This is a genomic window from Elioraea sp. Yellowstone (assembly GCF_006704265.1).
GTDB lineage: Bacteria > Pseudomonadota > Alphaproteobacteria > Acetobacterales > Acetobacteraceae > Elioraea.
The window spans coordinates 38337-57645 of sequence record NZ_VIKA01000002.1 but is presented as its reverse complement, the minus strand read 5'-3'; the positions used below and the strand labels follow the sequence as shown (position 1 = coordinate 57645).

29 protein-coding genes are annotated in these 19309 nt (G+C 71.3%); 27 read left to right on the top strand and 2 right to left on the bottom strand.

All coding sequences use genetic code 11. From position 1 onward, the window contains the following. The first annotated feature begins 17 nt into the window (after positions 1-17). The 26 genes from FK498_RS00790 to FK498_RS00665 all read left to right on the top strand — a co-directional run bounded on the left by FK498_RS00790 (position 18) and on the right by FK498_RS00665 (position 18091). Entirely contained in the window at positions 18-254 is a 237-nt protein-coding gene (locus FK498_RS00790; RefSeq protein WP_237560790.1) for a hypothetical protein, read from the top strand. Beyond that, entirely contained in the window at positions 244-798 is a 555-nt protein-coding gene (locus tag FK498_RS00785; protein ID WP_141850901.1) for a DUF6456 domain-containing protein, read from the top strand. The genes FK498_RS00790 and FK498_RS00785 overlap by 11 nt, the downstream gene beginning before the upstream one ends. A gap of 54 nt (positions 799-852) precedes the next feature. Beyond that, the gene (locus tag FK498_RS00780) at positions 853-1164 is read left to right on the top strand and encodes an HU family DNA-binding protein (RefSeq protein ID WP_141850900.1); all 312 of its coding nucleotides are present in this window, start codon (positions 853-855) and stop codon (positions 1162-1164) included. 507 nt (positions 1165-1671) lie between these two features. Continuing rightward, positions 1672-3129 carry a site-specific DNA-methyltransferase gene (locus FK498_RS00775; protein ID WP_202614690.1) on the top strand — a complete coding sequence of 486 codons (1458 nt, stop codon included), beginning with the start codon at positions 1672-1674 and terminating at the stop codon, positions 3127-3129. Then, complete coding sequence (locus FK498_RS00770; protein WP_141850899.1) at positions 3119-4390, top strand: site-specific DNA-methyltransferase; 1272 nt, start codon at positions 3119-3121, stop codon at positions 4388-4390. The genes FK498_RS00775 and FK498_RS00770 overlap by 11 nt, the downstream gene beginning before the upstream one ends. Continuing rightward, positions 4387-4971, top strand: coding sequence for a group I intron-associated PD-(D/E)XK endonuclease (locus FK498_RS00765; protein WP_141850898.1), 585 nt, complete (start codon positions 4387-4389; stop codon positions 4969-4971). The genes FK498_RS00770 and FK498_RS00765 overlap by 4 nt, the downstream gene beginning before the upstream one ends. Before the next feature lie 103 nt (positions 4972-5074). Beyond that, a complete protein-coding gene (locus FK498_RS00760) occupies positions 5075-5356 on the top strand; it encodes a hypothetical protein (protein ID WP_202614689.1) in 282 nt (93 codons plus the stop codon). A gap of 17 nt (positions 5357-5373) precedes the next feature. Then, on the top strand, positions 5374-5577 hold the full coding sequence (locus FK498_RS00755; protein ID WP_141850897.1) for a hypothetical protein: 204 nt from the start codon (positions 5374-5376) through the stop codon (positions 5575-5577). A gap of 98 nt (positions 5578-5675) precedes the next feature. After that, on the top strand, positions 5676-6515 hold the full coding sequence (locus tag FK498_RS19685; RefSeq protein ID WP_202614688.1) for a DUF3489 domain-containing protein: 840 nt from the start codon (positions 5676-5678) through the stop codon (positions 6513-6515). Between the two features lie 8 nt (positions 6516-6523). Beyond that, complete coding sequence (locus tag FK498_RS00745; RefSeq protein WP_141850896.1) at positions 6524-6763, top strand: hypothetical protein; 240 nt, start codon at positions 6524-6526, stop codon at positions 6761-6763. Positions 6764-6894: 131 nt separating this feature from the next. Further along, positions 6895-7143, top strand: coding sequence for a hypothetical protein (locus tag FK498_RS00740; protein ID WP_141850895.1), 249 nt, complete (start codon positions 6895-6897; stop codon positions 7141-7143). A 161-nt stretch (positions 7144-7304) separates the two neighbouring features. Next, complete coding sequence (locus FK498_RS00735; protein ID WP_141850894.1) at positions 7305-7820, top strand: hypothetical protein; 516 nt, start codon at positions 7305-7307, stop codon at positions 7818-7820. Between the two features lie 16 nt (positions 7821-7836). Further along, the gene (locus FK498_RS00730; RefSeq protein WP_141850893.1) at positions 7837-9807 is read left to right on the top strand and encodes a phage terminase large subunit family protein; all 1971 of its coding nucleotides are present in this window, start codon (positions 7837-7839) and stop codon (positions 9805-9807) included. An 8-nt stretch (positions 9808-9815) separates the two neighbouring features. Further along, entirely contained in the window at positions 9816-10028 is a 213-nt protein-coding gene (locus FK498_RS00725) for a phage head-tail joining protein (RefSeq protein WP_141850892.1), read from the top strand. A gap of 6 nt (positions 10029-10034) precedes the next feature. Further along, a complete protein-coding gene (locus tag FK498_RS00720; protein WP_141850891.1) occupies positions 10035-11501 on the top strand; it encodes a phage portal protein in 1467 nt (488 codons plus the stop codon). A 9-nt stretch (positions 11502-11510) separates the two neighbouring features. After that, positions 11511-12743: a S49 family peptidase gene (locus FK498_RS00715; protein ID WP_141850890.1), complete on the top strand. Its 1233-nt coding sequence runs from the start codon at positions 11511-11513 to the stop codon at positions 12741-12743. A 16-nt stretch (positions 12744-12759) separates the two neighbouring features. After that, the gene (locus FK498_RS00710) at positions 12760-13149 is read left to right on the top strand and encodes a head decoration protein (RefSeq protein WP_141850889.1); all 390 of its coding nucleotides are present in this window, start codon (positions 12760-12762) and stop codon (positions 13147-13149) included. Between the two features lie 74 nt (positions 13150-13223). After that, on the top strand, positions 13224-14246 hold the full coding sequence (locus FK498_RS00705; protein ID WP_141850888.1) for a major capsid protein: 1023 nt from the start codon (positions 13224-13226) through the stop codon (positions 14244-14246). A 1-nt stretch (position 14247) separates the two neighbouring features. Continuing rightward, the gene (locus FK498_RS00700) at positions 14248-14562 is read left to right on the top strand and encodes a hypothetical protein (RefSeq protein ID WP_019013918.1); all 315 of its coding nucleotides are present in this window, start codon (positions 14248-14250) and stop codon (positions 14560-14562) included. Continuing rightward, entirely contained in the window at positions 14559-15218 is a 660-nt protein-coding gene (locus FK498_RS00695; protein ID WP_019013917.1) for a structural protein, read from the top strand. Before FK498_RS00700 ends, FK498_RS00695 begins: the two co-directional genes overlap by 4 nt. Next, positions 15215-15439, top strand: a complete 225-nt coding sequence (locus tag FK498_RS00690; protein WP_019013916.1) for a hypothetical protein — start codon at positions 15215-15217, stop codon at positions 15437-15439. The genes FK498_RS00695 and FK498_RS00690 overlap by 4 nt, the downstream gene beginning before the upstream one ends. A gap of 153 nt (positions 15440-15592) precedes the next feature. After that, positions 15593-15826, top strand: a complete 234-nt coding sequence (locus FK498_RS00680; protein WP_019013915.1) for a hypothetical protein — start codon at positions 15593-15595, stop codon at positions 15824-15826. Next, complete coding sequence (locus FK498_RS00675; protein WP_019013914.1) at positions 15826-16545, top strand: DUF6441 family protein; 720 nt, start codon at positions 15826-15828, stop codon at positions 16543-16545. The genes FK498_RS00680 and FK498_RS00675 overlap by 1 nt, the downstream gene beginning before the upstream one ends. Further along, positions 16542-16682 carry a hypothetical protein gene (locus tag FK498_RS19125; protein ID WP_019013913.1) on the top strand — a complete coding sequence of 47 codons (141 nt, stop codon included), beginning with the start codon at positions 16542-16544 and terminating at the stop codon, positions 16680-16682. The genes FK498_RS00675 and FK498_RS19125 overlap by 4 nt, the downstream gene beginning before the upstream one ends. Continuing rightward, positions 16673-17125, top strand: coding sequence for a hypothetical protein (locus tag FK498_RS00670; RefSeq protein WP_019013912.1), 453 nt, complete (start codon positions 16673-16675; stop codon positions 17123-17125). The genes FK498_RS19125 and FK498_RS00670 overlap by 10 nt, the downstream gene beginning before the upstream one ends. Positions 17126-17140: 15 nt before the next feature. Then, positions 17141-18091: a phage tail tube protein gene (locus FK498_RS00665; RefSeq protein WP_019013911.1), complete on the top strand. Its 951-nt coding sequence runs from the start codon at positions 17141-17143 to the stop codon at positions 18089-18091. A gap of 3 nt (positions 18092-18094) precedes the next feature. Here FK498_RS00665 and FK498_RS00660 read toward each other — a convergent pair whose 3' ends face one another. Then, positions 18095-18523 (bottom strand): type II toxin-antitoxin system PemK/MazF family toxin, encoded by a 429-nt coding sequence (locus tag FK498_RS00660; RefSeq protein WP_019013910.1) that lies wholly within the window; start codon positions 18521-18523, stop codon positions 18095-18097. Position 18524: 1 nt separating this feature from the next. Beyond that, positions 18525-18791, bottom strand: coding sequence for a type II toxin-antitoxin system Phd/YefM family antitoxin (locus FK498_RS00655; RefSeq protein WP_019013909.1), 267 nt, complete (start codon positions 18789-18791; stop codon positions 18525-18527). A 55-nt stretch (positions 18792-18846) separates the two neighbouring features. Between FK498_RS00655 and FK498_RS00650 the strand changes: the two genes are divergently transcribed. Further along, positions 18847-19227, top strand: coding sequence for a hypothetical protein (locus FK498_RS00650; RefSeq protein ID WP_019013908.1), 381 nt, complete (start codon positions 18847-18849; stop codon positions 19225-19227). Positions 19228-19309: the final 82 nt, after the last annotated feature.

The following is a 19309-nucleotide window of genomic DNA, read 5'->3' as shown; positions in this document are numbered from 1 at the left end:
TGCTCCCCGGTGCTCCCATGCCGCCGCGCTCGTGCCTGCATCGCGCGACGAGCCCCACCACTGCGGCGGAGCTCGACGCGCTCCGTCGCCGCGTGTGGCGCGAGCAGGGCGTGGTCTCGCTCGCGATCGACGACGTCACCGATCCCTGGCTGCGCCAGGCGCTGATCAACGAGGCGACGAAGCGCTGGGGCGCCGGCTCCCATCGCGCCAGCGCGATGGGGTCCCGGCCGCGCGGAGGCCGTCATGGCGCGTAAGGGGAAGCAGGCCGCACGCCCGGCGCGTCTCGACGAGCCGACGACGTGGCGGCTGCAGCACGGCGCGGTGAGCGAGCCGCAGCGCATCGCCGATCCCGAGACCGGCACGCCGGTGGCCGTGCGGCGCGCCATCGACACGCTCGGCCAGATGCTGGCGAACGCGACCATCACGCCGGAGATGCACGAGGCCGGCTGCATCTTCCGCACCCAGTTCCGGCTGGCCGCGCTCGATCCGCTGCGGGCGCGCTCGCTGATCCGCCTGCCGGGCAGCACGGGCGACAGCGTCACCGAGCACCAGGCAGCGGCACGTCAACGCGTCGGCCGTGCCCTGGCGGCGCTCGGTGGCGCCGGCAGCCCGGCCGGCTCCTGCATCTGGCACGTGGTCGGCTGCGAGACCTCCGTGCGCGAGTGGGCGATGCGCCAGGGCTGGGGCGGCAGGCCCGTCCCCACCTCGCAGGCGCAGGGCATGCTGGTCGCGGCGCTGGCCGTGCTCGCTGCGCATTACGGTCTGATGCGCCGGATCGAGCGGAGATTGGCTGGCTGACAAAGCCACTCCGCTCCGCTATGCCTCGCGCCCCCGTAACGGAGAATCGAGACTATGTCGAAGCAGTTCCTCACGGACGTGATCATCGAGGCCGCTGAAATGCCGAAGGCCACGGCCGGGCACCTCGCCGATGCCATCATCACCGCGATCACCGACGAGATCGTCACGAGCGGCCGGTTCACCATCCCCGGCTTCGGTGCGTTCGTATTGCGCGAGACGCCCAAGGGCACGCGGCGCAATCCGCGCACGGGCGAGAAGGTGCAGGTGAAGGCGGGCGCGACGGTGCGGTTCAAGGCGAGCCCTGCGCTGAAGGCGGCGGCGCTCGCTGGCGCGAAGAAGGCGAAGCGCAAGGCGGCGAAGGGTTGAGTCCGCGTCGGGCGTCGTCAGCGTGGCGACGCCCGATCATCCTTCGCGAGCGAAGAGAAACGTGCTCGCGCGAAAGAATGTCGTGTTGTCGAGTGAAACTCATATCTCGTACCCTGTCGCTACTCGGTGAAGTCGCGCCTGCGGGCGCACGGATCGGGTGCGGGACTCGAGTGAGCGTAGTCCCGCGTGTTGGAGCGGAAACGACGCCCTCCCGGAAAGCCGCAGGAACCCTGGACACTTCGGAGCACGGAACGAACGGCGAGAGACGCTAGCGCAACGGACGGCTCGGTAAGCCGCAGAAAACATGGTTCCTTCTGGCACCGTTCCTTATGCCGGGGGCGGGCGCGCCGGACGGGCCTAGCGCCAGTCTGAAAATATGGTTCGCAGTTCGCACTCTTTCCGCGTGATCTCAATCGGTTAGCTGCGAACCATGGGCCGCATGGTTCGCACCTGCGGCCGCCATGGTTCGCACGTGGTTCGCACTCCTTCACAGCCTGGATGGTGCCGATGCAGCTCCCCTGGATGGCAGCGAAGATCGTGCTGCGCCCGGTGGCGGAACTGCGCGCGCATCCCGGCAATGCGCGGGTGCACAGCGCGGCGCAGATCGAGCAGATCAAGGCCAGCATGCTGGCCTTCGGCTTCACCAACCCGCTGCTGGTGGACGAGCACGGCACGCTGATCGCGGGGCATGGCCGCCTCGAAGCGGCGCTCGCGCTCGGCATCGCGCGGGTGCCGGTGATCGTGCTCAAGCATCTCTCGGCGGCGCAGAAGGAGGCGCTGCGGCTCGCGGACAATCGCATCGCCGAGAACGCGACCTGGGACCAGGCGTTGCTGCGCGAGGCGCTGGCCGCAGTGCAGGCGGCGCCGGACCTCGACCTCGCTGCGCTCGGCTTCTCGGCCGCGGAGCTCGACGACATCCTCGCGGCGGCTGGCGAGGCCGTGACCGACGGCGACGCGCCCGGGGCCCTGTCGGCGCCCGCGGTCCGGGAGGGTGACGACGGCGCAGCGGGGACCGAGGAGGACGACCCGGCGGACGCCGAGCCGGAGGCGCCACGTCAATCCGTGACGCGGTCGGGCGATCTCTGGCTGCTCGGCGAGCATCGGCTGCTGTGCGGCGACAGCACGGACGCGGCGAGCGTGGCGCGCGTGATAGCCGACGACCGGGCAGCGCTGCTGTTCACCTCGCCGCCCTATGGCAGCCAGCGCGAGTACACCATCGGTGGGGTCTCCGATTGGGACGCCCTGATGCAGGGCGTGTTCCGCCACCTGCCAACCGCCATGGCGGATGACGCCCAGGTGCTGGTGAACCTCGGCCTGATCCATCGCGATGGCGAGTGGGTGCCGTACTGGCGTGGCTGGCTCGAGTGGATGCGCGCCCAGGGCTGGCGCCGCTTCGCGCTCTACGCCTGGGACCAGGGGCCGGGCCTGCCGGGCGACTGGAACGGCCGGCTCGCACCGGCCTTCGAGCTGGTGTTCCACCTCAACCGCACGGCGCGGCAGGCGAACAAGATCGTGCCCTGCAAGTGGGCGGGCGATCCGCTGCACATGACCGGGCTGCGGCGGGCCGACGGGACGATGAGCGGCTGCACCCATGAGGGGCGGCCGATCCAGCCGTTCCGCGTCCCCGACAGCGTGCTGCGGATCACCCGGCACAAGGCGCGGGGGATCGAGACCGAGCACCCTGCGGTGTTCCCGGTCGCGCTGCCGGAGTTCCTGATGCGCGCCTACACCGACGCGGGCGAGGTGGTGTTCGAGCCGTTCGCCGGCTCGGGCACGACGGTCCTGGCCGGGCAGCGCACCGGGCGTCGCGTGCGCGCGATCGAGCTCGCGCCCGAGTACGTCGATCTCGCGATCGCGCGCTGGCGCATGCTGCATCCCGATCTGCCGGTCACGCTCGCGGGCGACGGCCGCGAGTACGACGCCGTGGCGGCTGAGCGCGCCGAGACCCTCGCCGATGCGGCCTAGCCTCCAGGTCGAGAGCATCCCGCTCGACCGGGTGCTGCCCTACGCCGAGAACGCGCGCACGCATTCGGCGGCGCAGGTGGCGCAGATCGCCGCCTCGATCGCCGAGTTCGGCTTCGTCAATCCGGTGCTGGTCGATGCCGAGGGCGTGCTGATCGCCGGCCATGGCCGGGTGATGGCGGCACGCCGGCTTGGCCTCGCCACCGTGCCGGCGCTGCGGCTCGGCCACCTCTCGCCCGCGCAGGCGCGCGCGCTCCGCCTCGCCGACAACCAGATCGCGCTCAACTCCGGCTGGGACGAGGCCCTGCTCGCCGCCGAGATCGCGCGCATCCGCGACGAGGCGGCGGTCGATCTCGACGTGCTCGGCTTCTCCGGCATGGAGCTCGACCGGCTGCTCGCCAGCCTGGACGCCGGGATCGGCAACGACCTCGCGCAGAACGACCTCGATGCGCCGGCGCCCGAGCCGCCGACCGAGCCGGTGACGCGTCCCGGCGATCTCTGGTTGCTCGGGCGGCATCGACTGCTCTGCGGCGACGCCACCAATCCCGCCGACGTCGACCGCCTGCTGGTCGGCGTGCAGCCGCACCTGATGGTCACGGACCCGCCCTACGGGGTGGACTACAACCCGTCCTGGCGCAACGAGGCGGGCGTTTCGGCGACGCTGCGCACCGGCCGTGTCGCCAACGACCACCGCGCCGACTGGCGTGAGGCCTGGGCGCTGTTCCCCGGCGACGTTGCGTATGTGTGGCACGCGGGCGTGCACGCGCGCACCGTGATCGAGAGCCTCGAGGCGGCCGGCTTCGCAGTGCGCAGCCAGATCGTCTGGGCCAAGCCGCGGCTGGTGCTCGGTCGCGGCGACTACCATTGGCAGCATGAGCCGTGCCTCTACGCGGTGCGCAAGGGCGCGACCGGTCACTGGCAGGGCGCGCGCGACCAGACCACGCTGTGGTCGATCGGCAACGGCGCCGAGGATCTCGCCACCGTGCACGGCACGCAGAAGCCGGTCGAGTGCATGCGCCGGCCGATGCTGAACAACAGCCGGCCTGGGGACGCGGTGTACGAGCCGTTCTGTGGCAGCGGCAGCACCATCATCGCTGCCGAGACGATCGGGCGGACCTGCTTCGCGATGGACATCGACCCCGGCTACTGCGACGTCGCGGTGCAGCGCTGGCAGGAGGCCACGGGCGAGGCTGCCGTGCTGGCGGGGGAAGACCGCACATTCGAAGACATCGCGACGGTGCGTCGGCGGGATGTGGCCGCGTGACGCGCGAGCTCGGTCTCTTGTTCGATCAGAGCGCACTCCCGCTCGCGGTGCCGCCGCGGGTTCCACAGCACGCCGGCTCCGTGCGGCAGGTCAGCCATGAACTTGAGCTTGGACGTGCTGCAGAGCATCTCGTCTGCGCTGATCTCTTGCTCGGCGGCTGGCGAGCGTTTCCCACCGCTCAAGGCATGGCCTACGATCTGGCCGTCGATATCGGCGATCGCGTGATCCGCGTTCAGGTGAAGGCGACGCTTCACCCGCGGCATCCTCAGCCGAGCATGCGCGCCAATCCCGCGTACTTTTTCAACGTCAGGCGGGCGGGTCGTGGTGCAGCGCGCGTGTATCGCCATGATGAGTTCGACATCTATGCGTTGGTCGCGTTGGACCGGAGGCTCATCGGCTACTTTGCGAAGGCAGAGCTTCCCTCGCAATTGATCACGCTCCGCATTCCCGGCGGTCGCTACGGCCCTGGCGGCAAGGGCGAGCGGGAGTTCGAGGGCGCCTCGTTCCAACGTGCGCTCGCCGTGATGCAGGAGCTCGCGGCCGCGCGCGGCGCGGATCATGATGTGATCGACGCGGCCTGATCATCGCAATCATCGGATCGTGCCTTCCGCTTGGCTCGTGTGCGCGCCAGCGCGAATGGTCCGTCACGCGCGGGGGAATGGCCCCCGCCAGACGGAGATCGCGATGGCCCGGACCGAGAAGCAGGAAGCCCGCGAAGCCGCCAACCAGCAGAAGAGCCTGGAGGCCTTCATGGCGGCGAAGGCGGAGTTCGACGCCCTGGTGGCGGAGTTGCAGGCGATGAGTGCGGACCACTTCGGCGCCGACCCCGAGGCGGTGGTCTGGGAGCACGCCGAGATGCTGAAGGACTGGAACACCCGCCTCCGCCAGATCACCGACGCCTACGGGATCCCATCGCGGCAAGCCGCGATGGGGACCCGTCACCGCCGCGGCGAGTACGCGCAGTGAGCAGGGAGACGACGACGGTGCGCTACAGCATCGAGTTGCAGCCGGCGCGGGACGGCTGGGTGTGGGGGATCGACCAGGAGGTCGACCACGGCCCCGCCGCGCACATCCCCAGCCGCTACGAGGACGGCGACCGGGCCTTCGCCACTGCCGCCGAGGCGGCCGCGGATGCGGAGCGACGGATCGCGGAGATCCGCGCCGGCAAGCACCGCCGCCTGACCTGACGCGGGTCCCGCCCGCACCGCCCCGACGGGCCGCTGGTCCGCGGGGCTCGGGGCGGTAGGGGCGGCATGGGGCCGCCCCGACACAGGAGCCCCGAACGATGGCACTCTCCGATACCCACCTCCTGGTCCTGAACGCCGCCGCCGCGCGCCCGGACAAGTTGGTGACGAAGCACAAGCGGCTGCCCGGCGCGTCGCTGCAGAAGGTGTGTGCCGCGCTGGTGAAGCGCGGTCTGCTCGCCGAACTGACCGGCGTCTCGCGCGATCCGGACGTGCTGCACGTGAAGACGGAGCTCGGCATGACCGAATACGCGATCACGCCGTCCGGGCTCGCCGCGATCGGCGTCGATGATGACTCGCCCTACGGCGAGGACGTGCCGAAGGACGTGCGCGCGGGCGTCGATCCGTTCCTGATCGAGGGCCCGGACAACAACCCGCCCGACGAGGCCGACACGGCGCCCACGGGCGCGGAGGACGCGGCGGGGGCGACCACCGCTGGGACGGAGTCCGAGGCGCCCCCCGCGGCCACGATGGCGCCAACGCGGGGCGGCCTGCGTGCCGCCGCCCAGGCGGTGCTCGACGCCTGGGACGACGAGGGGAACCGCGAGACGGATATCGTCGCCGCCCTGGAAGGGCCGATGGAGGCGCTGCGTGTCGCCCTCGCCGGGACCACGCGCACCCGTCGCGAGCCCACCGCGCCGCGCACGGCGGGCGCGGGCACGAAGCAGGAGGCGGTGCTGGCCCTGCTGCGCCGGCCCGAGGGCGCGACGATCGCCCAGATCATCGACGCCACCGGCTGGCAGTCGCACACCGTGCGCGGTTTCCTCGCCGGGCTGAAGCGCAAGGGCATCACCGTCGAGGTGCTGGAGCGGGTGCGCCAGGTCGGCCCCAACAAGGAGGGCGCGAAGGGGTCCTACTCCGTCTATCGGGTCGCGGGGTGAGGCGGACGATGAGCGAGTTCCTCCTGCGTATCCGCACCGACGGCGCGGCCTTCATGGCGAGCCCGACCGCGGAGATCGCGCGCATCCTGCGCCGGCTGGCCGACGAGATGGACCGGCTCGGCTTCGCCGGCGCGTGGCCGCGCCCGCTGCACGACAGCGACGGCAATCGCGTCGGCCAGGCGGAGTTCACCTTCACGCCGCCGCGGGACCCCAGCGCGCTCGCGCGCTGGGAACCCGGCGAGGCCTGATCTCCGACTCCCACGCCGCCGCTCGCGCACCGCGGGCGGCGGTGCTGCGTTCGGCGAGAACGCAATGTTATGATCACGTACTCAACTTGGCTGCGCGGCGCACCAGCGCGAATGGTCCGTCACGGCGGGGAATGGCCCTCGCCGTGATGGAGGCCCCAATGCCACTGATCCGCATGAGCGACGCGACGTACAAGACCATCGCGAGCATCACCATCGGCACGTTCCGTTCCACCGGGCAGCGACAGGCCGACGGCACCTGGCTGGTGCCGATCGAACAGGACACCTGGGACCGCATCCAGGCGATGCGCCTGCCCGGCGAGACCGACGAGGACGTGATCCAGCGCGCGATCCATATTTCTCTCGGCGGCCGCCCGTCCTGATCGTCTGACCGCACCGCCGCTCGCAGATCGCGGGCGGCGGTGTGATCGGCGCATCGTCCCATCCGCCTCTCGACTCTCGCCAGCAGCATCCTCGTCCATCACCGCGCGCGGCGGAGGATCGCGGCAGGCCGCGATGGGCGCCCGGAGCCCGAGTCGCCGCCATGCCAGAGCTGACTCCGTCGACGCGTGAGGCGGCGCGCCGCATCGGCATCACCGAGACGGCGCTGCGCAAGGCCGCGAGTGCCGGGCGTATCGCCCGCGAGCCGGACGGGCAGTGGGACATCGACAAGACCCGCCGCCGCCTGGTCGAGACCGCGGACCCGAGCCGCTCGCCGCTGGGCGGCAGCGCGTCCGCCGACGGCACGCCGTTCGCGCGGCTGAAGGTCGCGCAGCTCGCGCTCAAGGTCGAGGCACAGCGGCTCGCGCTGGACGAGAGCAAGCGCCGGCTGGTGGACGTCGCCGAGGCGGATGCGACGATCGACGAGGTCGCCGGGGCGATGCGCGACGCGCTGCTGAACTGGCCCGCGCGCGTCGCCGGCGTGATCGCCGCCGAGCTCGGCGTCGATCCGCACCTGCTGCAGACCATCCTGCAGCAGCACATCACCGAGTTGCTGACGGAGGCCGCCGATCGCTTCGACCCCCCAGGTCTCGGCGGAGATCGGCAGCCGGACGCGTGAGCATGTGCGGCGGCGCATGGGCGCGATGCTGCGCCCGCCGCCGCAGCTCACGGTCTCGGAGTGGGCCGAGCGGCACCGCATCCTCGGCAGCCGCGCCTCCTCGGAACCGGGTCCCTGGCGTACCAGCCGCACGCCGTATCTGCGCGCGATCATGGACGCGCTCTCGGCGGTGCATCCCGCCCGGCGGGTGGTGTTCATGAAAGGGGCGCAGACCGGCGGCACGGAGGGGGGAAACAACTGGCTGGGCTACATCCTGCACCACGTGCCGGCGCCGGTGCTGGCGGTGCAGCCGACGGTCGAGCTGGCGAAGCGGTTCTCGCGCCAGCGCATCGACCCGCTGATCGAGGAGACGCCGGTGCTGCGCGAGCGCGTCGCCCCGGCGCGCGCCCGCGACAGCGGCAACACGCTGCTCTCGAAGGAGTTCCCCGGCGGCATCCTGGTGATGACGGGGGCGAACAGCGCCGTGGGCCTGCGCTCGATGACGGCGCGGTTCCTGTTCCTCGACGAGATCGACGCCTATCCGGGCGACGTCGAGGGCGAGGGCGATCCGATCGCGCTCGCCGAGGCCCGCGCCCGCACCTTCGGCTGGCGCCGCAAGACCTTCCTGGTCTCGACGCCGACCATCACCGGGCTGTCGCGCATCGAGCGCGAGTACCTCGCCTCCGACCAGCGCCGCTTCTTCGTGCCGTGCCCGCAGTGCGGGACGATGCAGGTCCTGACGTTCGAGCGGCTGCGGTGGGAGAAGGGCAATCCGCGGTCGGTGGCGTACCGCTGCGAGTCGTGTGACGGCGCGATCGAGGAGCACCACAAGACGGCGATGCTCGCCGGCGGGGAGTGGCGCCCGACCGCGGTCGCGGAGGATCCGCACACGGTAGGCTTCCATATCTCGGCGCTCTACTCGCCGGTGGGGTGGCTGTCGTGGGAGCAGATCGCGCGCGATTGGGAGGCCGCGCAGGGCAAGCCCGAGGATCTGAAGACGTTCAAGAACACGGTGCTCGGCGAGACCTGGCAGGAGAGCGGCGACGCGCCGGACTGGCAGCGCCTCTATGAGCGCCGCGAGGACTGGCCGATCGGCATCGTGCCGGCGGGCGCGCTGTTCCTCACGGCCGGCGCCGACGTGCAGCGCGACCGCATCGAGGTCTCGATCTGGGCCTGGGGCCGTGGCCTCGAGAGTTGGTTCGTCGACCACGTCATCATCGACGGCGGGCCCGATCGGGCTCCCATCGAACAGAGTTCGATGGGGTCCCGTCACGCCGGCACGTGGGCGAGCCTGACCGCACTGCTCGGCCGCACTTGGCCGCACGCCAGTGGCGCGCGGCTCGGGCTGGCGAAGCTCGCGATCGACACCGGCTACGAGGCGCCGGCGGTGTATGCCTGGGCGCGCCGAGCCGGGCATGCCCAGGTCGTGCCGGTGAAGGGCGTGGACGGGTTCAACCGTGCCGCGCCGATCGTCGGGCCGAGCTACGTCGATGTGACCGAGGGTGGGCGCAAGCTGCGCCGCGGTGCGCGGCTCTGGACCGTCGCCGTCGCCACGTTCAAGAGCGAGACCTATCGCTTCCTGCGGCTGAGCCGGCCCACCGACGAGGAGCTCGCGGCCGGCACAGTGTACCCCGCCGGCTACGTCCACCTGCCGCGCGGCATGGAAGCGGAGTGGGTGAAGCAGCTGGTGGCGGAGCAGCTGGTGAGCGTGCGCACCAAGCGCGGCTTCGCCCGGCTGGAGTGGCAGAAGCTGAGGGAGCGCAACGAGGTCCTGGACTGCCGCGTGTATGCGCGTGCCGCGGCGTGGATCGCCGGGGCGGATCGCTGGACCGAGGCGACGTGGCGTGACCTCGAGGCGCAGGTGGCGGCTGACGGAACCGAGGATGGGCCAGTTGCACCGGTACCGGAACAGACGGATGCCGCCGATCCCGTGCCGCCCTCTGCCGGCATGCTCCGCCGTCGTGCGTCGCGCGGCCGCCGTGTCTTCACGCCGTCCTACCTTCGTTGAGGTCGCCGATGACGTTGGAGCAGATGACGGTGCGGCGCGATGCGCTGCTGGAAGCGCGCTGGCGCGGCGTGCGCACGGTCGATATCGACGGACGGCGCATCACCTACGCGACCGACGCCGAGATGGCGGCGGCGATCGCCGACCTGGAACGCCGCATCGCCGACACCTCCGCGGGCGCGCGGCGCCGCATCGTCCGCACCGCCGCGAGCAAGGGGCTCTGAGTCACCGTGCTCGGCACGCTCTCCCGCTGGCGCCGGCGCGTCGGCGCGCTGCTCGGTGGCTTCGAGGCCGGCGAGGCGAGCCGCCGGCTGCGCCACTTCCAGCCCAGCCGCGCGCATCTCAACACCCTGATCGCCGCCGCCGGCCCGGACATCACCGCGCGCGCCCGCTGGCTGGTGCGCAACAACGGCTATGCCAGCAACGCCATCGAGTCCTGGGCCGGCAACGTGGTGGGCAACGGCATCAAGCCGTCGTCCCTGATCGGCGACTCTGCCCTGAAGGCCGCGGTGCAGCGCATCTGGCTGGACTGGACCGACGAGAGCGACGCCGAGGGCTTCACCGACTTCTACGGCCAGCAGCGCCGCGCCGCGCGCGAGGTGTTCATCGCCGGCGAGGTGTTCCTGCGCTTCCGCCCGCGCCGCCCCGAGGACGGGCTCGTGGTGCCGCTACAGATCCAGATGCTGCCCTCGGAGATGCTGCCGCTGCATCGGAATGAACGGGCGGCCAATGGCAACACGATCCGCCAGGGGATCGAGTTCGACCGCATCGGAAGGCGCGTCGCCTATCACTTCCTGCGCCGCCACCCCGGCGACGTCACCGATCCCGGGCTAGCCGGCGAGACCGTGCGCGTGCCGGCCTCGGAGGTGATCCACGTGATCGACCCGGTCGATGCCGGCCAGCTGCGCGGCATCTCCCGCTTCGCGCCGGGGATCGTGAAGCTGTTCCTGCTCGACCAGTACGACGACGCCGAGCTCGACCGAAAGAAGGTCGCGGCGATGCACGCGCTGTTCATCACCACCCCCGCACCGGCCGAGCCGTTCGACGTCGCCGAGAGCGACGGTGCCGATGGCGAGCGCACCATGGACCTGCAGCCGGGCCAGGTGGTGATGCTGGAGCCCGGCGAGGAGATCCAGACCTCGGCACCGGCCGACGTCGGCCAGACCTACGAGCCGTTCCAGTACCGCACGCTGCTTCAGGTCTCGGCGGCCTTGGGCATCCCCTACGCCTATCTCTCCAACGACATGCTGAAGGCGAACTACTCGAACTCGCGGCTCGCCTTGCTCGAGTTCCGCCGGCGCATCGAGGCGTACCAGCACGCGGTGATGGTGTGGCAGGTCTGCCGGCGCGTCTGGGCGCGCTGGATGGACGTAGCCGTGGTCTCGGGCGCGCTCGATCTGCCCGGCTACGAGGCGCGGCGCCGGGAGTACGTCGCCTGTGCCTGGCTGCCGCCGCGCTGGGACTGGGTGGACCCGTTGAAGGACGCGCGGGCGGAGATCGAGCAGATCATCGCCGGGCTGAAGAGCCGCACCCAGGCGCTCGCCGAGCGTGGCTACGACGCCGAGCAGGTCGATGCCGAGATCGCCGCCGATCGTGCCCGCGAGCAGCGCCTCAGGCTGGTGTTCGGAACCGCGCCGAGCGCCCCGAGCGAGGCTCCGGCGCCTGCGGAAGACGAAACGACCGCCCCGCCGGCCTGAGGATCCAGCATGACCGTTGAGGCTGCACTGCTCCGGCTCGCGAGCCGGCCGCTGGCGATCGCGCCGCGCGCACTCGAGACACTGCTGGTCGCCGGCCGTGTGGCGCTTGCTCCTCCCGGGGAGATTGCGACGCGCGGTCGCGGCTACGCCGTCAGCGATGCCGGCATCGCCGTGGTACCGGTGCTGGGTCCGCTGGTCGCGCGTGGCGACTGGCTGACCGAGCTGTTCGGCGCCTCCGTCTATGGCGAGATCGGTGAGGCGGTCGAGGCCGCGCTGGCCGATCCGTCCGTGCGCGGCGTGGTGATGGAGATCGACTCCCCGGGCGGCGAGGTCGCCGGCATGTTCGATCTCGCCGACCGTCTCACGTCGCTGCGCGGCTCCGTGGGCAAGCCGCTCTGGGCCGTGGCGAGCGAGAGCGCGACCTCGGCGGCCTACGCGATCGCCAGTGCGGCGGAGCGGATCTACGTCACCCGGACCGGCGAGGTCGGCTCGATCGGTGTGGTCGCCGCGCACATCGATCAGAGCGGCGCCGATGCCAAGGCGGGGTTCGCCTGGACGTTCATCCACGCCGGCGCGCGCAAGCTGGACGGGAACCCGCACGAGCCGCTCTCGGATCCGGCACGCATGGCAATCCAGGCGGACGTCGATGCGCTGTACGGCGAGCTCGTCAGCCTGGTCGCGCGCAACCGGAACCTCACACCCGAGGCCGTGCGCGCCACCGAGGCGGCGATCTATCGCGGCCGCGCGGGGATCGCGCTCGGCCTCGCCGACCGCGTCGGCACCATCGAGACCGTGCTTGCCGACATGACCACCGCCCTTGCTGCACCCGCCCCTCGGCGTGGAGCCACCACCCAGACCCCTGCCAGGAGAGTGACGATGACGCACCCGGTCGAACCCGACGACGCGCCCGTTCCGGAGACCCAGGACGAGCCGCAGCAGGAGGTGCATGAGGCTGCACCGCCCGAGCCTGCGCCGGCACCGCCGGACGACGCCGCGCGTGCCGCGGCGGCGGAGATCGCCGAGGTGGCGGCGCAGGCGGCGCGGCTCGGCGTCACGGTCGATGCAGCAGATGCGATCCGACGCGGCGTCGCCGCCCACGTGCTGCGCCGCTCCGTGCTCGACACGCTCGCCTCGCGTGCCGAGGCGAGCGCGGTGATCGCCGCCGCACCCAAGCCGGGCAGTGCCGACGAAAGCCCGATCGTCCGGCGTGCGCGCGAGCGCGCCGCCGCAGCACGCAGCTGATCAGGAGACCCAACCCATGCCCGTTCTGACCAAGGATCCGACGCTCGGCGACCTGCTGAAGTACGAGCTCAACGGCAACTACACCCGCGAGGTCGTGACCCTGAAGGGCGGCACCAACTATCCGCTCGGTGCCGTGCTCGGCAGGATCACCGCCTCCGGCATCTACCGCTTCTCGCCCGCCGCCACGGTGACCGGCGATGAAGGGGCCGAGAGCGCGGTCGCGGTGCTGATCGAGGCGGTGGATGCCACGGCCGGCGACCGCAGCGGCCTGGTGGTCGCGCGTGGCCCGGCGATCGTCTCGAAGGGTGCCCTGGTGTTCGACGCCTCGGTGGACCAGCCCGCCGAGATCGCCGCCAAGCACGCCGAGCTCAGCGCCGCCGGCGTCGTCCCGCGCGACACCGCGTAGTCCGTCCCCCACTGCCTGACCCCCGGCGGCGCCCTCGTGGCGCCGCATCTGTTTCCCACACAGGAGGCCGACCGATGGTCGCCATCATCAATCCGTTCGACGCCGGCGGCTACTCGCTCGCCGAGATGACCCAGGCCATCAACATCCTGCCCAACGTCTACACCCGCCTCGGGCAGATGGGCCTGTTCCGCTTCGACGGCGTCACCCAGCGCTCGGTGATCATCGAGCAGGCCGAGGGCGTGCTGAACCTGCTCCCCACCGTGCCGCTCGGCGGGCCGGCCACGGTCGCCAACCGCGACCTCCGCTCGATGCGCTCCTTCACCGTGCCCTGGATCCCGCACGACGACGTCATCACCCCCCAGGACATCCAGGGCGTGCGCGGCTTCGGTGTGGCCGATGCGGCCGATCCGCTCGCCACCGTGATGGAGCGCAAGCTCACCCGCATGCGGGTGAAGCACGCGCAGACGCGCGAGTACATGGAGGTCAACGCGCTGCGCGGCATCGTCAAGGACGGCGCCGGGGTGACGCTCTACAACTACTTCACCGAGTTCGGCCTGACCCAGCTCGCAGTGGACTTCCTGCTCGGCACCGCGACGACCAGCGTGCAGGCCAAGGTGCGGACCCTGCTGCGGCTGGTCGAGGAGGAGCTGAAGGGCGAGACCATGACCGGCGTGCACGCGCTGGTCAGCCCGGAGTTCTTCGACAAGCTGATCGGCCACGCCAAGGTCGAGGAGGCGTACAAGTACTACGCCTCGACGGGCGCGCAGCCGCTGCGCGAGGATACGCGCCGGCGCTTCCCGTTCTCCGGCGTGGTGTTCGAGGAGTACAACGCGACGGTGACGCTCTCGACCGGCGGCACCGAGAAGCTGGTGCCGGCGGGCGAGGGGATCGCGTTCCCGCTCGGCACGCTCGACACCTTCGTCACCTACGGCGCGCCGGCGAACCTGATCGAGACCGTGAACACGGTCGGGCTGCCGATCTATGCGCGCCAGCTGCCGCGGCGCGACGGCTCCGGGATCGACGTCAAGACCGAGGCCTCGATCCTGCCGATCAACAAGCGCCCGCGCCTGGCGGTGCGAATCTTCTCCTCGAACTGAGGTGGGCGTCTTTGCTGCGGCGCTCGGCGACATCCTCGCCGACCCGCATGTTGGGGTGGATGCGGAGTGGCGCCAGGGCGGCGCAGGCCCAGCCGTCGCCGTGCGCGTGGTGCGGTCGTTGCCCGACCGGGTGGCGACCGCCTTCGACACCGCCGTGGTCCAGGCCACCGACGTGCTGACGGTCGCGGTGGCGGACCTCCCCGACCTCGCCGCGGGCGACAGCTTCGCCCTTGGTCCCGACACCCTCGTCGTCACCCACGCCGAGCGCGATGCGATCGGCGTGGCGTGGCGCGTGTACTGCCGGAGAGAGCCATGAGCCGACCCGATCCGCGCAAGAGCCGCGGCTTCCGCAACCGCAATCCCGGCAACATCGAGCACAGCCCGGCGAACAAATGGCTCGGGCTCGATGATCCACCGAGCGATGGCCGGTTCTGCCGCTTCGTCTCGCACGAGCACGGCATCCGCGCGCTGGCGGTGCTGCTGCAGGCCTACCAGGACCGGCACGGACTCCGCACGGTGCGCGCGATCATCGGCCGCTACGCGCCGGGCCATGAGAACCCGACGGACGCCTACGTCACCGCGGTGGCGCGCCGGATGGGGGTGGGGCGCGACGCGGTGATCGACGTGCACGACCCGGCGACCATGCGGGCGCTGGTCGAGGCGATCATCAGCGTCGAGCTCGGCGGCCAGCCCTATGACGACGCCACCCTCACCGAGGGGCTACGCATGGCCGGGCTGGTGCAGCCGGGCCTCGCGCACAGCGGCACGGCGAAGGCGGCGGCTGGCACAGCGGCTGCCGCGCTCGGCACCACGGCGGTGCTCGAGGCCGCGGCGGCCATCGCGCCGCACGCGGAGGGTATCGCCGCCATCCTGCGCGCGCTCGGCCCCTGGACCGTGGCGTGCGCGGTCGCTGCCGTCGCTGCCTGGTTCCTCTGGCAGCGCTGGCGCCGGCAACGGCGGATCGCCCTGTGATCTGGGCGCTGCTCGGCCGGTTCTGGCGTGAGTTCTCGGCGCTCGCGGCGGCCGTCGCCGCCGTGGGCACGATCTACCTGAAGGGCCGGCGTGACGCCGCGCGCGACGCCGAACGTGCTGCGCTGAGGCGCGAGGCGGAAGCCAGGGAGAAGGCCGATGCGGAAGCGGCTCGCTATCGCGGCGACGGTGCTGCTCGCCGGCTGCGCGACGGCCGGTTCTGACGGGCCCATCTGCCCCGCGCTCGTGCCGTACTCCCCGGCGATGCAGCAGCGTGCCGCCGACGAGCTTGCCGCACTGCCCCCTGACTCTGTGCTCGCGCGCATGATCGAGGACTACGGCGAGTTGCGCGCACGCATCCGCGGAACATGCGGGACATGACCGAGACCAACATCGCGCTGCTCAGCCGGCTGGTTGAGAGCAGCCCGGTCATCGTCCTGGTCTGCTTCTTCTTCATCGGCCTGCTGCTGCGCTGGCACTACCGCATGGAGGAGCGGCTCACGCAGAAGGACGCGCAGATCATCGCCCTGCAGCGCGAGACCCTGCAGGCCATGCACGACGTCCGTGACGCAGTGCGGGATCTCTCCAGCGCGCTGCGCGGTCCTCGCTGATGCGGCTCGCTGCCGCGGTCGCGGGCAGCCTGGCCACGATCCTCGCGGCAGAGGTCCGCGCGGGCGAGCGTGCCGTCACGCGCGGTGTGCGCAGTGAGACCGATCGGCTGAAACGCGAGCTGCGCGAACAGGTGGTCTCCGCCTTCGGTACTCGCGGCCGCGGCATCGCCAATGCCTGGCGCTCGCGCGTGTTCCCCGAGACCGGCGAGAGCCTGAACGCGGCCGGCCTGGTCTGGAGCAAGGTGCCCACCATCATCCATATCATCCATGCCTTCGAGCACGGCGCGCTGATCCGTGCCCGTGGCGGCCGGTTCTTGGCGATCCCGACCGGCTTCAACGCCGTGGGTGGTCGGCGGGGCCGAGCCAGTGGTGGCCTGCGCGTCACGCCGCAGCAGATGGTGGCGAGCCGGCAGGCCTTCCTGCTTCCGTTCCGCTCCCGCCGGGGCTTCGTCTGGTGCCTGCCGGTCCGGCGTGGCGAGCGTATTGGCCGCCGCCGCGCACCGCTGATCGCCGGCGGGCTCGCTGCGGTCGCCACCGCCCGGCGCCGTGGCGCTGCCGCGTGGCAGGCCGAGCTGCTGCGCCAGGGCTTCGTACCGATGTTCCTGCTCGTGCCCCAGGTGCAGCTCACCAGGCGGCTCGACGTGCGCGGTGCCGCCGAGCGGGCGCTCGCGCGCCTGCCGGCGGCGATCGTGCGGGAGTGGGAGGTGATCGCGCCATGACGGACCGGTTCTCGCCGCGTGTCTGCCTCGCGGTTCTCGCTGGCGGCGTTGCGCTGAGCTGGCTCGTCGCCTTCGTCGCCCTCGCGGTGTTCCACGAGCTCGGACGCTGGGCTGCCGAGGTGCTTGGATGGCTGTGAGCAGCCGCGAGGCGGCGGTCGCCGCGCTGCACGCCGCCATCTCGACCGCACTCGCGTCGCGGTCGCCTGCACCGCAGGTGCTGCGGGGCGAGACCGTGCCGCAGCGCATCGCCCCCGGCGGGCTGGTGATGATCCAGGACGGCGAGACGGTCGAGGAGACCGCGATCCTCTCACCGCTGCGCTGGCAGGTGCGTCACGTCGCCGAGATCGTGGTCGCAGCGCCTGGAGCATCGCCCGAGGCGCGCGCCGCATTGCTCGACGCGCTGCTCGTGGACGTCGCCGATGCGATCGCCGCGGATCGCACGCTCGGCGGCGCGGTCGAGTGGGCGCAGCCCGAGAGCCCCTCCTTCGATGACCTCGAGTTCGAAGGGGCCGCTGCCGTGCGCGCTGCCTCCATCCCCGTCTCGCTCTGGTTCACCACCGGCGAGACGCCGCTCTCCTGACCATCGGAGGTTCCTATGCCGCGTGCCATCGGCGCGAACAGCAAGCTGCACATGGCCGTCGAGGCGGCGTACGGCGCGCCGCCCTCCGGCGACTGGCGGCTCATGCCGTTCGTCTCCTGCGACCTCGGCGCCGAGCAGCCCTTTATCGATGCCGACGTGATCGGCCTCGCCCCCAACCGCGACGTCGCCCCGCCGTTCCGCGACATCGTCACCGTGCAGGGCCAGGCCGTGGTGCCCGTGGACCTCGAGTTCATCGGCGACTGGCTGCGGTTGCTCCTTGGGCCGCCCACGACGACTGGCGTCACTCCTGATTTCCTGCACGTGTTCGGCAGTGGCGTGGCATCGCTGCCCTCCAACAGCATCGAACTCGCCTATCCGGACGTGCCGAACTTCGACGTGATCGCCGGCGTGCGCGCGGACACCTTCGAGATCGACTTCTCCCCCTCCGGTGCCGCCACCGCGACCTTCGGCCTGATCGGCCAGGGCTCGACACGCTCTGGCTCCTCGTCGGCAGGTACACCCACCACGCGTGCCTACACCGCGTTCAACAAGGCGCAGGGTGCGATCAAGCGCAACGGTGCGGCACTGGCGCAGATCACCGGCGGTTCGCTCACCTTCGCCAACGGCATCGAGGTCGTGCGCACGATCCGAAACGACCTCAGGATCGAGGGTGCCGATCCCGGCCTCGCGCGCGCCACCGGCCAGGTCACCAACCGCTTCGCCGACACGCTGCTGCTCGACGACGCCACCGGCACTGCCGCGATCGAGCTCGAGTTCGAGTACCGCATCAGCGACACGCGCCGGCTTACCGTCACCCTGCACGAGGCCTATCTCTCGCTCGCCAAGACGCCGATCCAGGGACCGGTAGGAGTGCAGGCGACCTTCGACCTCCGCGCCGCCTACAATGCCACCGCCGGGCGCATGATGACGGTCACGCTGAGGAACGGCGTCGAGAGCTACGGGTGACGATCATTCGGTTCGGCGGATCGTCCGTTGTGGACGCTCCTTCCGCCACGCGGCGAAGGCCTCACGGATGCGGGCCATCAGCTTGGGCGGCAGCGCGCCATAGACGACCGAGCTGCTCCCCGGTGTGACGGGACGCAGGTCCGGCCCCGGCCACGCGAACACATTGAATTCAGAGACGACGACCCAACAGGCCTCCTCCTGCAACCCGAGCCGGGCTCGTGTCGCTGGCGGGATTTCGACCGCCGCGCGTGGATCATCCGGCGCGGAGGAGGTGATCGGAATGACCGCAACCTCGTGGTGATCATCGGCGACGCGCACCAGCGCCACGACGGCCGCGGGCCGATCCTTCGAGGCCTCCTCGCGGCCGGACTCCTGCTCGTGACTCCAGAGGTAGGCGTAACGGATGACGTCGCCGACGGCCGGCAGTGCCAACCTAGCGGATCTCGTCGTCAAACCGCTTGCTCCCCCTGGGCGGCCTTGCAGTGAGGATCGCGTCGACCAGTTCCTGTGGGGCGTCCTCGGTCCGGTAGACCTGCCGGTCGCGCCGCTTCAGCCGCTCGTACTCCTCGACCGAGATCATCACGACACGTGGCCGGCCATTGCGGGTGACCGCCACAGGCTGGGTCAGGGCCTTGTCCTGATAGAGGCCGAAGTTCCGCTGCGCCTCGGCCGCCGGGACCTTGAGCATGGGCTCGGGCATCGGTGGGTATCCTTGGTTTCCGCAAGATACATAACCCATGGAGGGCCGACTTTCCATGCTCACCCTCGACCTTCCCTGCGAGCCGGTCTGGCTTGACCTGCCTTCGGGCGTGCGGCTGCGCGTGCGGCCGATCGATCGGATCGTGCGGGCGGCGGCCGAGGGCGCGGCGCTCGACAAGGCCAAGCAGGCGCTGGCAGAGGCAGGCGCGCCGGAGGACTCGCCGGCGTTCAAGACGCTGTACCTGCTTATCCTCTCCCGACTCCTTGCGCGCCACGCGGTGCTGGCGTGGGAGGGCGTGGGCGACCCAGACGGTGCGCCGCTCGCGGTCACGCCGGAAGCCCTCGATGCGCTGCTGGACCGCGACGACATGCTCCTCGCCTTCTGGGACCGCGTCGTGAACCGGTCCGACCCGGTGGACACGGAGGGAAACGGCTGAAGGCTCGCGCCGCCTGGCACTGCGGCGGCGGGCCTGAATACTGCCGCGGCTGTGACGCGACCGGGCGCGACTGCTTCACGCG

Coding starts and splice junctions, on each gene's coding strand:
- FK498_RS00680 (WP_019013915.1), top strand. CDS start 15,593: ATGACCGAGACCAACATCGCGCTGCTCAGCCGGCTGGTTGAGAGCAGC.
- FK498_RS00705 (WP_141850888.1), top strand. CDS start 13,224: ATGGTCGCCATCATCAATCCGTTCGACGCCGGCGGCTACTCGCTCGCC.
- FK498_RS00670 (WP_019013912.1), top strand. CDS start 16,673: ATGGCTGTGAGCAGCCGCGAGGCGGCGGTCGCCGCGCTGCACGCCGCC.
- FK498_RS00745 (WP_141850896.1), top strand. CDS start 6,524: ATGAGCGAGTTCCTCCTGCGTATCCGCACCGACGGCGCGGCCTTCATG.
- FK498_RS00730 (WP_141850893.1), top strand. CDS start 7,837: ATGGGCGCGATGCTGCGCCCGCCGCCGCAGCTCACGGTCTCGGAGTGG.
- FK498_RS00740 (WP_141850895.1), top strand. CDS start 6,895: ATGGCCCTCGCCGTGATGGAGGCCCCAATGCCACTGATCCGCATGAGC.
- FK498_RS00655 (WP_019013909.1), bottom strand. CDS start 18,791: ATGCCCGAGCCCATGCTCAAGGTCCCGGCGGCCGAGGCGCAGCGGAAC.
- FK498_RS19685 (WP_202614688.1), top strand. CDS start 5,676: ATGGCACTCTCCGATACCCACCTCCTGGTCCTGAACGCCGCCGCCGCG.
- FK498_RS00785 (WP_141850901.1), top strand. CDS start 244: ATGGCGCGTAAGGGGAAGCAGGCCGCACGCCCGGCGCGTCTCGACGAG.
- FK498_RS00735 (WP_141850894.1), top strand. CDS start 7,305: ATGCCAGAGCTGACTCCGTCGACGCGTGAGGCGGCGCGCCGCATCGGC.
- FK498_RS19125 (WP_019013913.1), top strand. CDS start 16,542: ATGACGGACCGGTTCTCGCCGCGTGTCTGCCTCGCGGTTCTCGCTGGC.
- FK498_RS00715 (WP_141850890.1), top strand. CDS start 11,511: ATGACCGTTGAGGCTGCACTGCTCCGGCTCGCGAGCCGGCCGCTGGCG.
- FK498_RS00770 (WP_141850899.1), top strand. CDS start 3,119: ATGCGGCCTAGCCTCCAGGTCGAGAGCATCCCGCTCGACCGGGTGCTG.
- FK498_RS00775 (WP_202614690.1), top strand. CDS start 1,672: ATGCAGCTCCCCTGGATGGCAGCGAAGATCGTGCTGCGCCCGGTGGCG.
- FK498_RS00650 (WP_019013908.1), top strand. CDS start 18,847: ATGCTCACCCTCGACCTTCCCTGCGAGCCGGTCTGGCTTGACCTGCCT.
- FK498_RS00695 (WP_019013917.1), top strand. CDS start 14,559: ATGAGCCGACCCGATCCGCGCAAGAGCCGCGGCTTCCGCAACCGCAAT.
- FK498_RS00725 (WP_141850892.1), top strand. CDS start 9,816: ATGACGTTGGAGCAGATGACGGTGCGGCGCGATGCGCTGCTGGAAGCG.
- FK498_RS00790 (WP_237560790.1), top strand. CDS start 18: ATGCCGCCGCGCTCGTGCCTGCATCGCGCGACGAGCCCCACCACTGCG.
- FK498_RS00675 (WP_019013914.1), top strand. CDS start 15,826: ATGCGGCTCGCTGCCGCGGTCGCGGGCAGCCTGGCCACGATCCTCGCG.
- FK498_RS00665 (WP_019013911.1), top strand. CDS start 17,141: ATGCCGCGTGCCATCGGCGCGAACAGCAAGCTGCACATGGCCGTCGAG.
- FK498_RS00760 (WP_202614689.1), top strand. CDS start 5,075: ATGGCCCGGACCGAGAAGCAGGAAGCCCGCGAAGCCGCCAACCAGCAG.
- FK498_RS00780 (WP_141850900.1), top strand. CDS start 853: ATGTCGAAGCAGTTCCTCACGGACGTGATCATCGAGGCCGCTGAAATG.
- FK498_RS00710 (WP_141850889.1), top strand. CDS start 12,760: ATGCCCGTTCTGACCAAGGATCCGACGCTCGGCGACCTGCTGAAGTAC.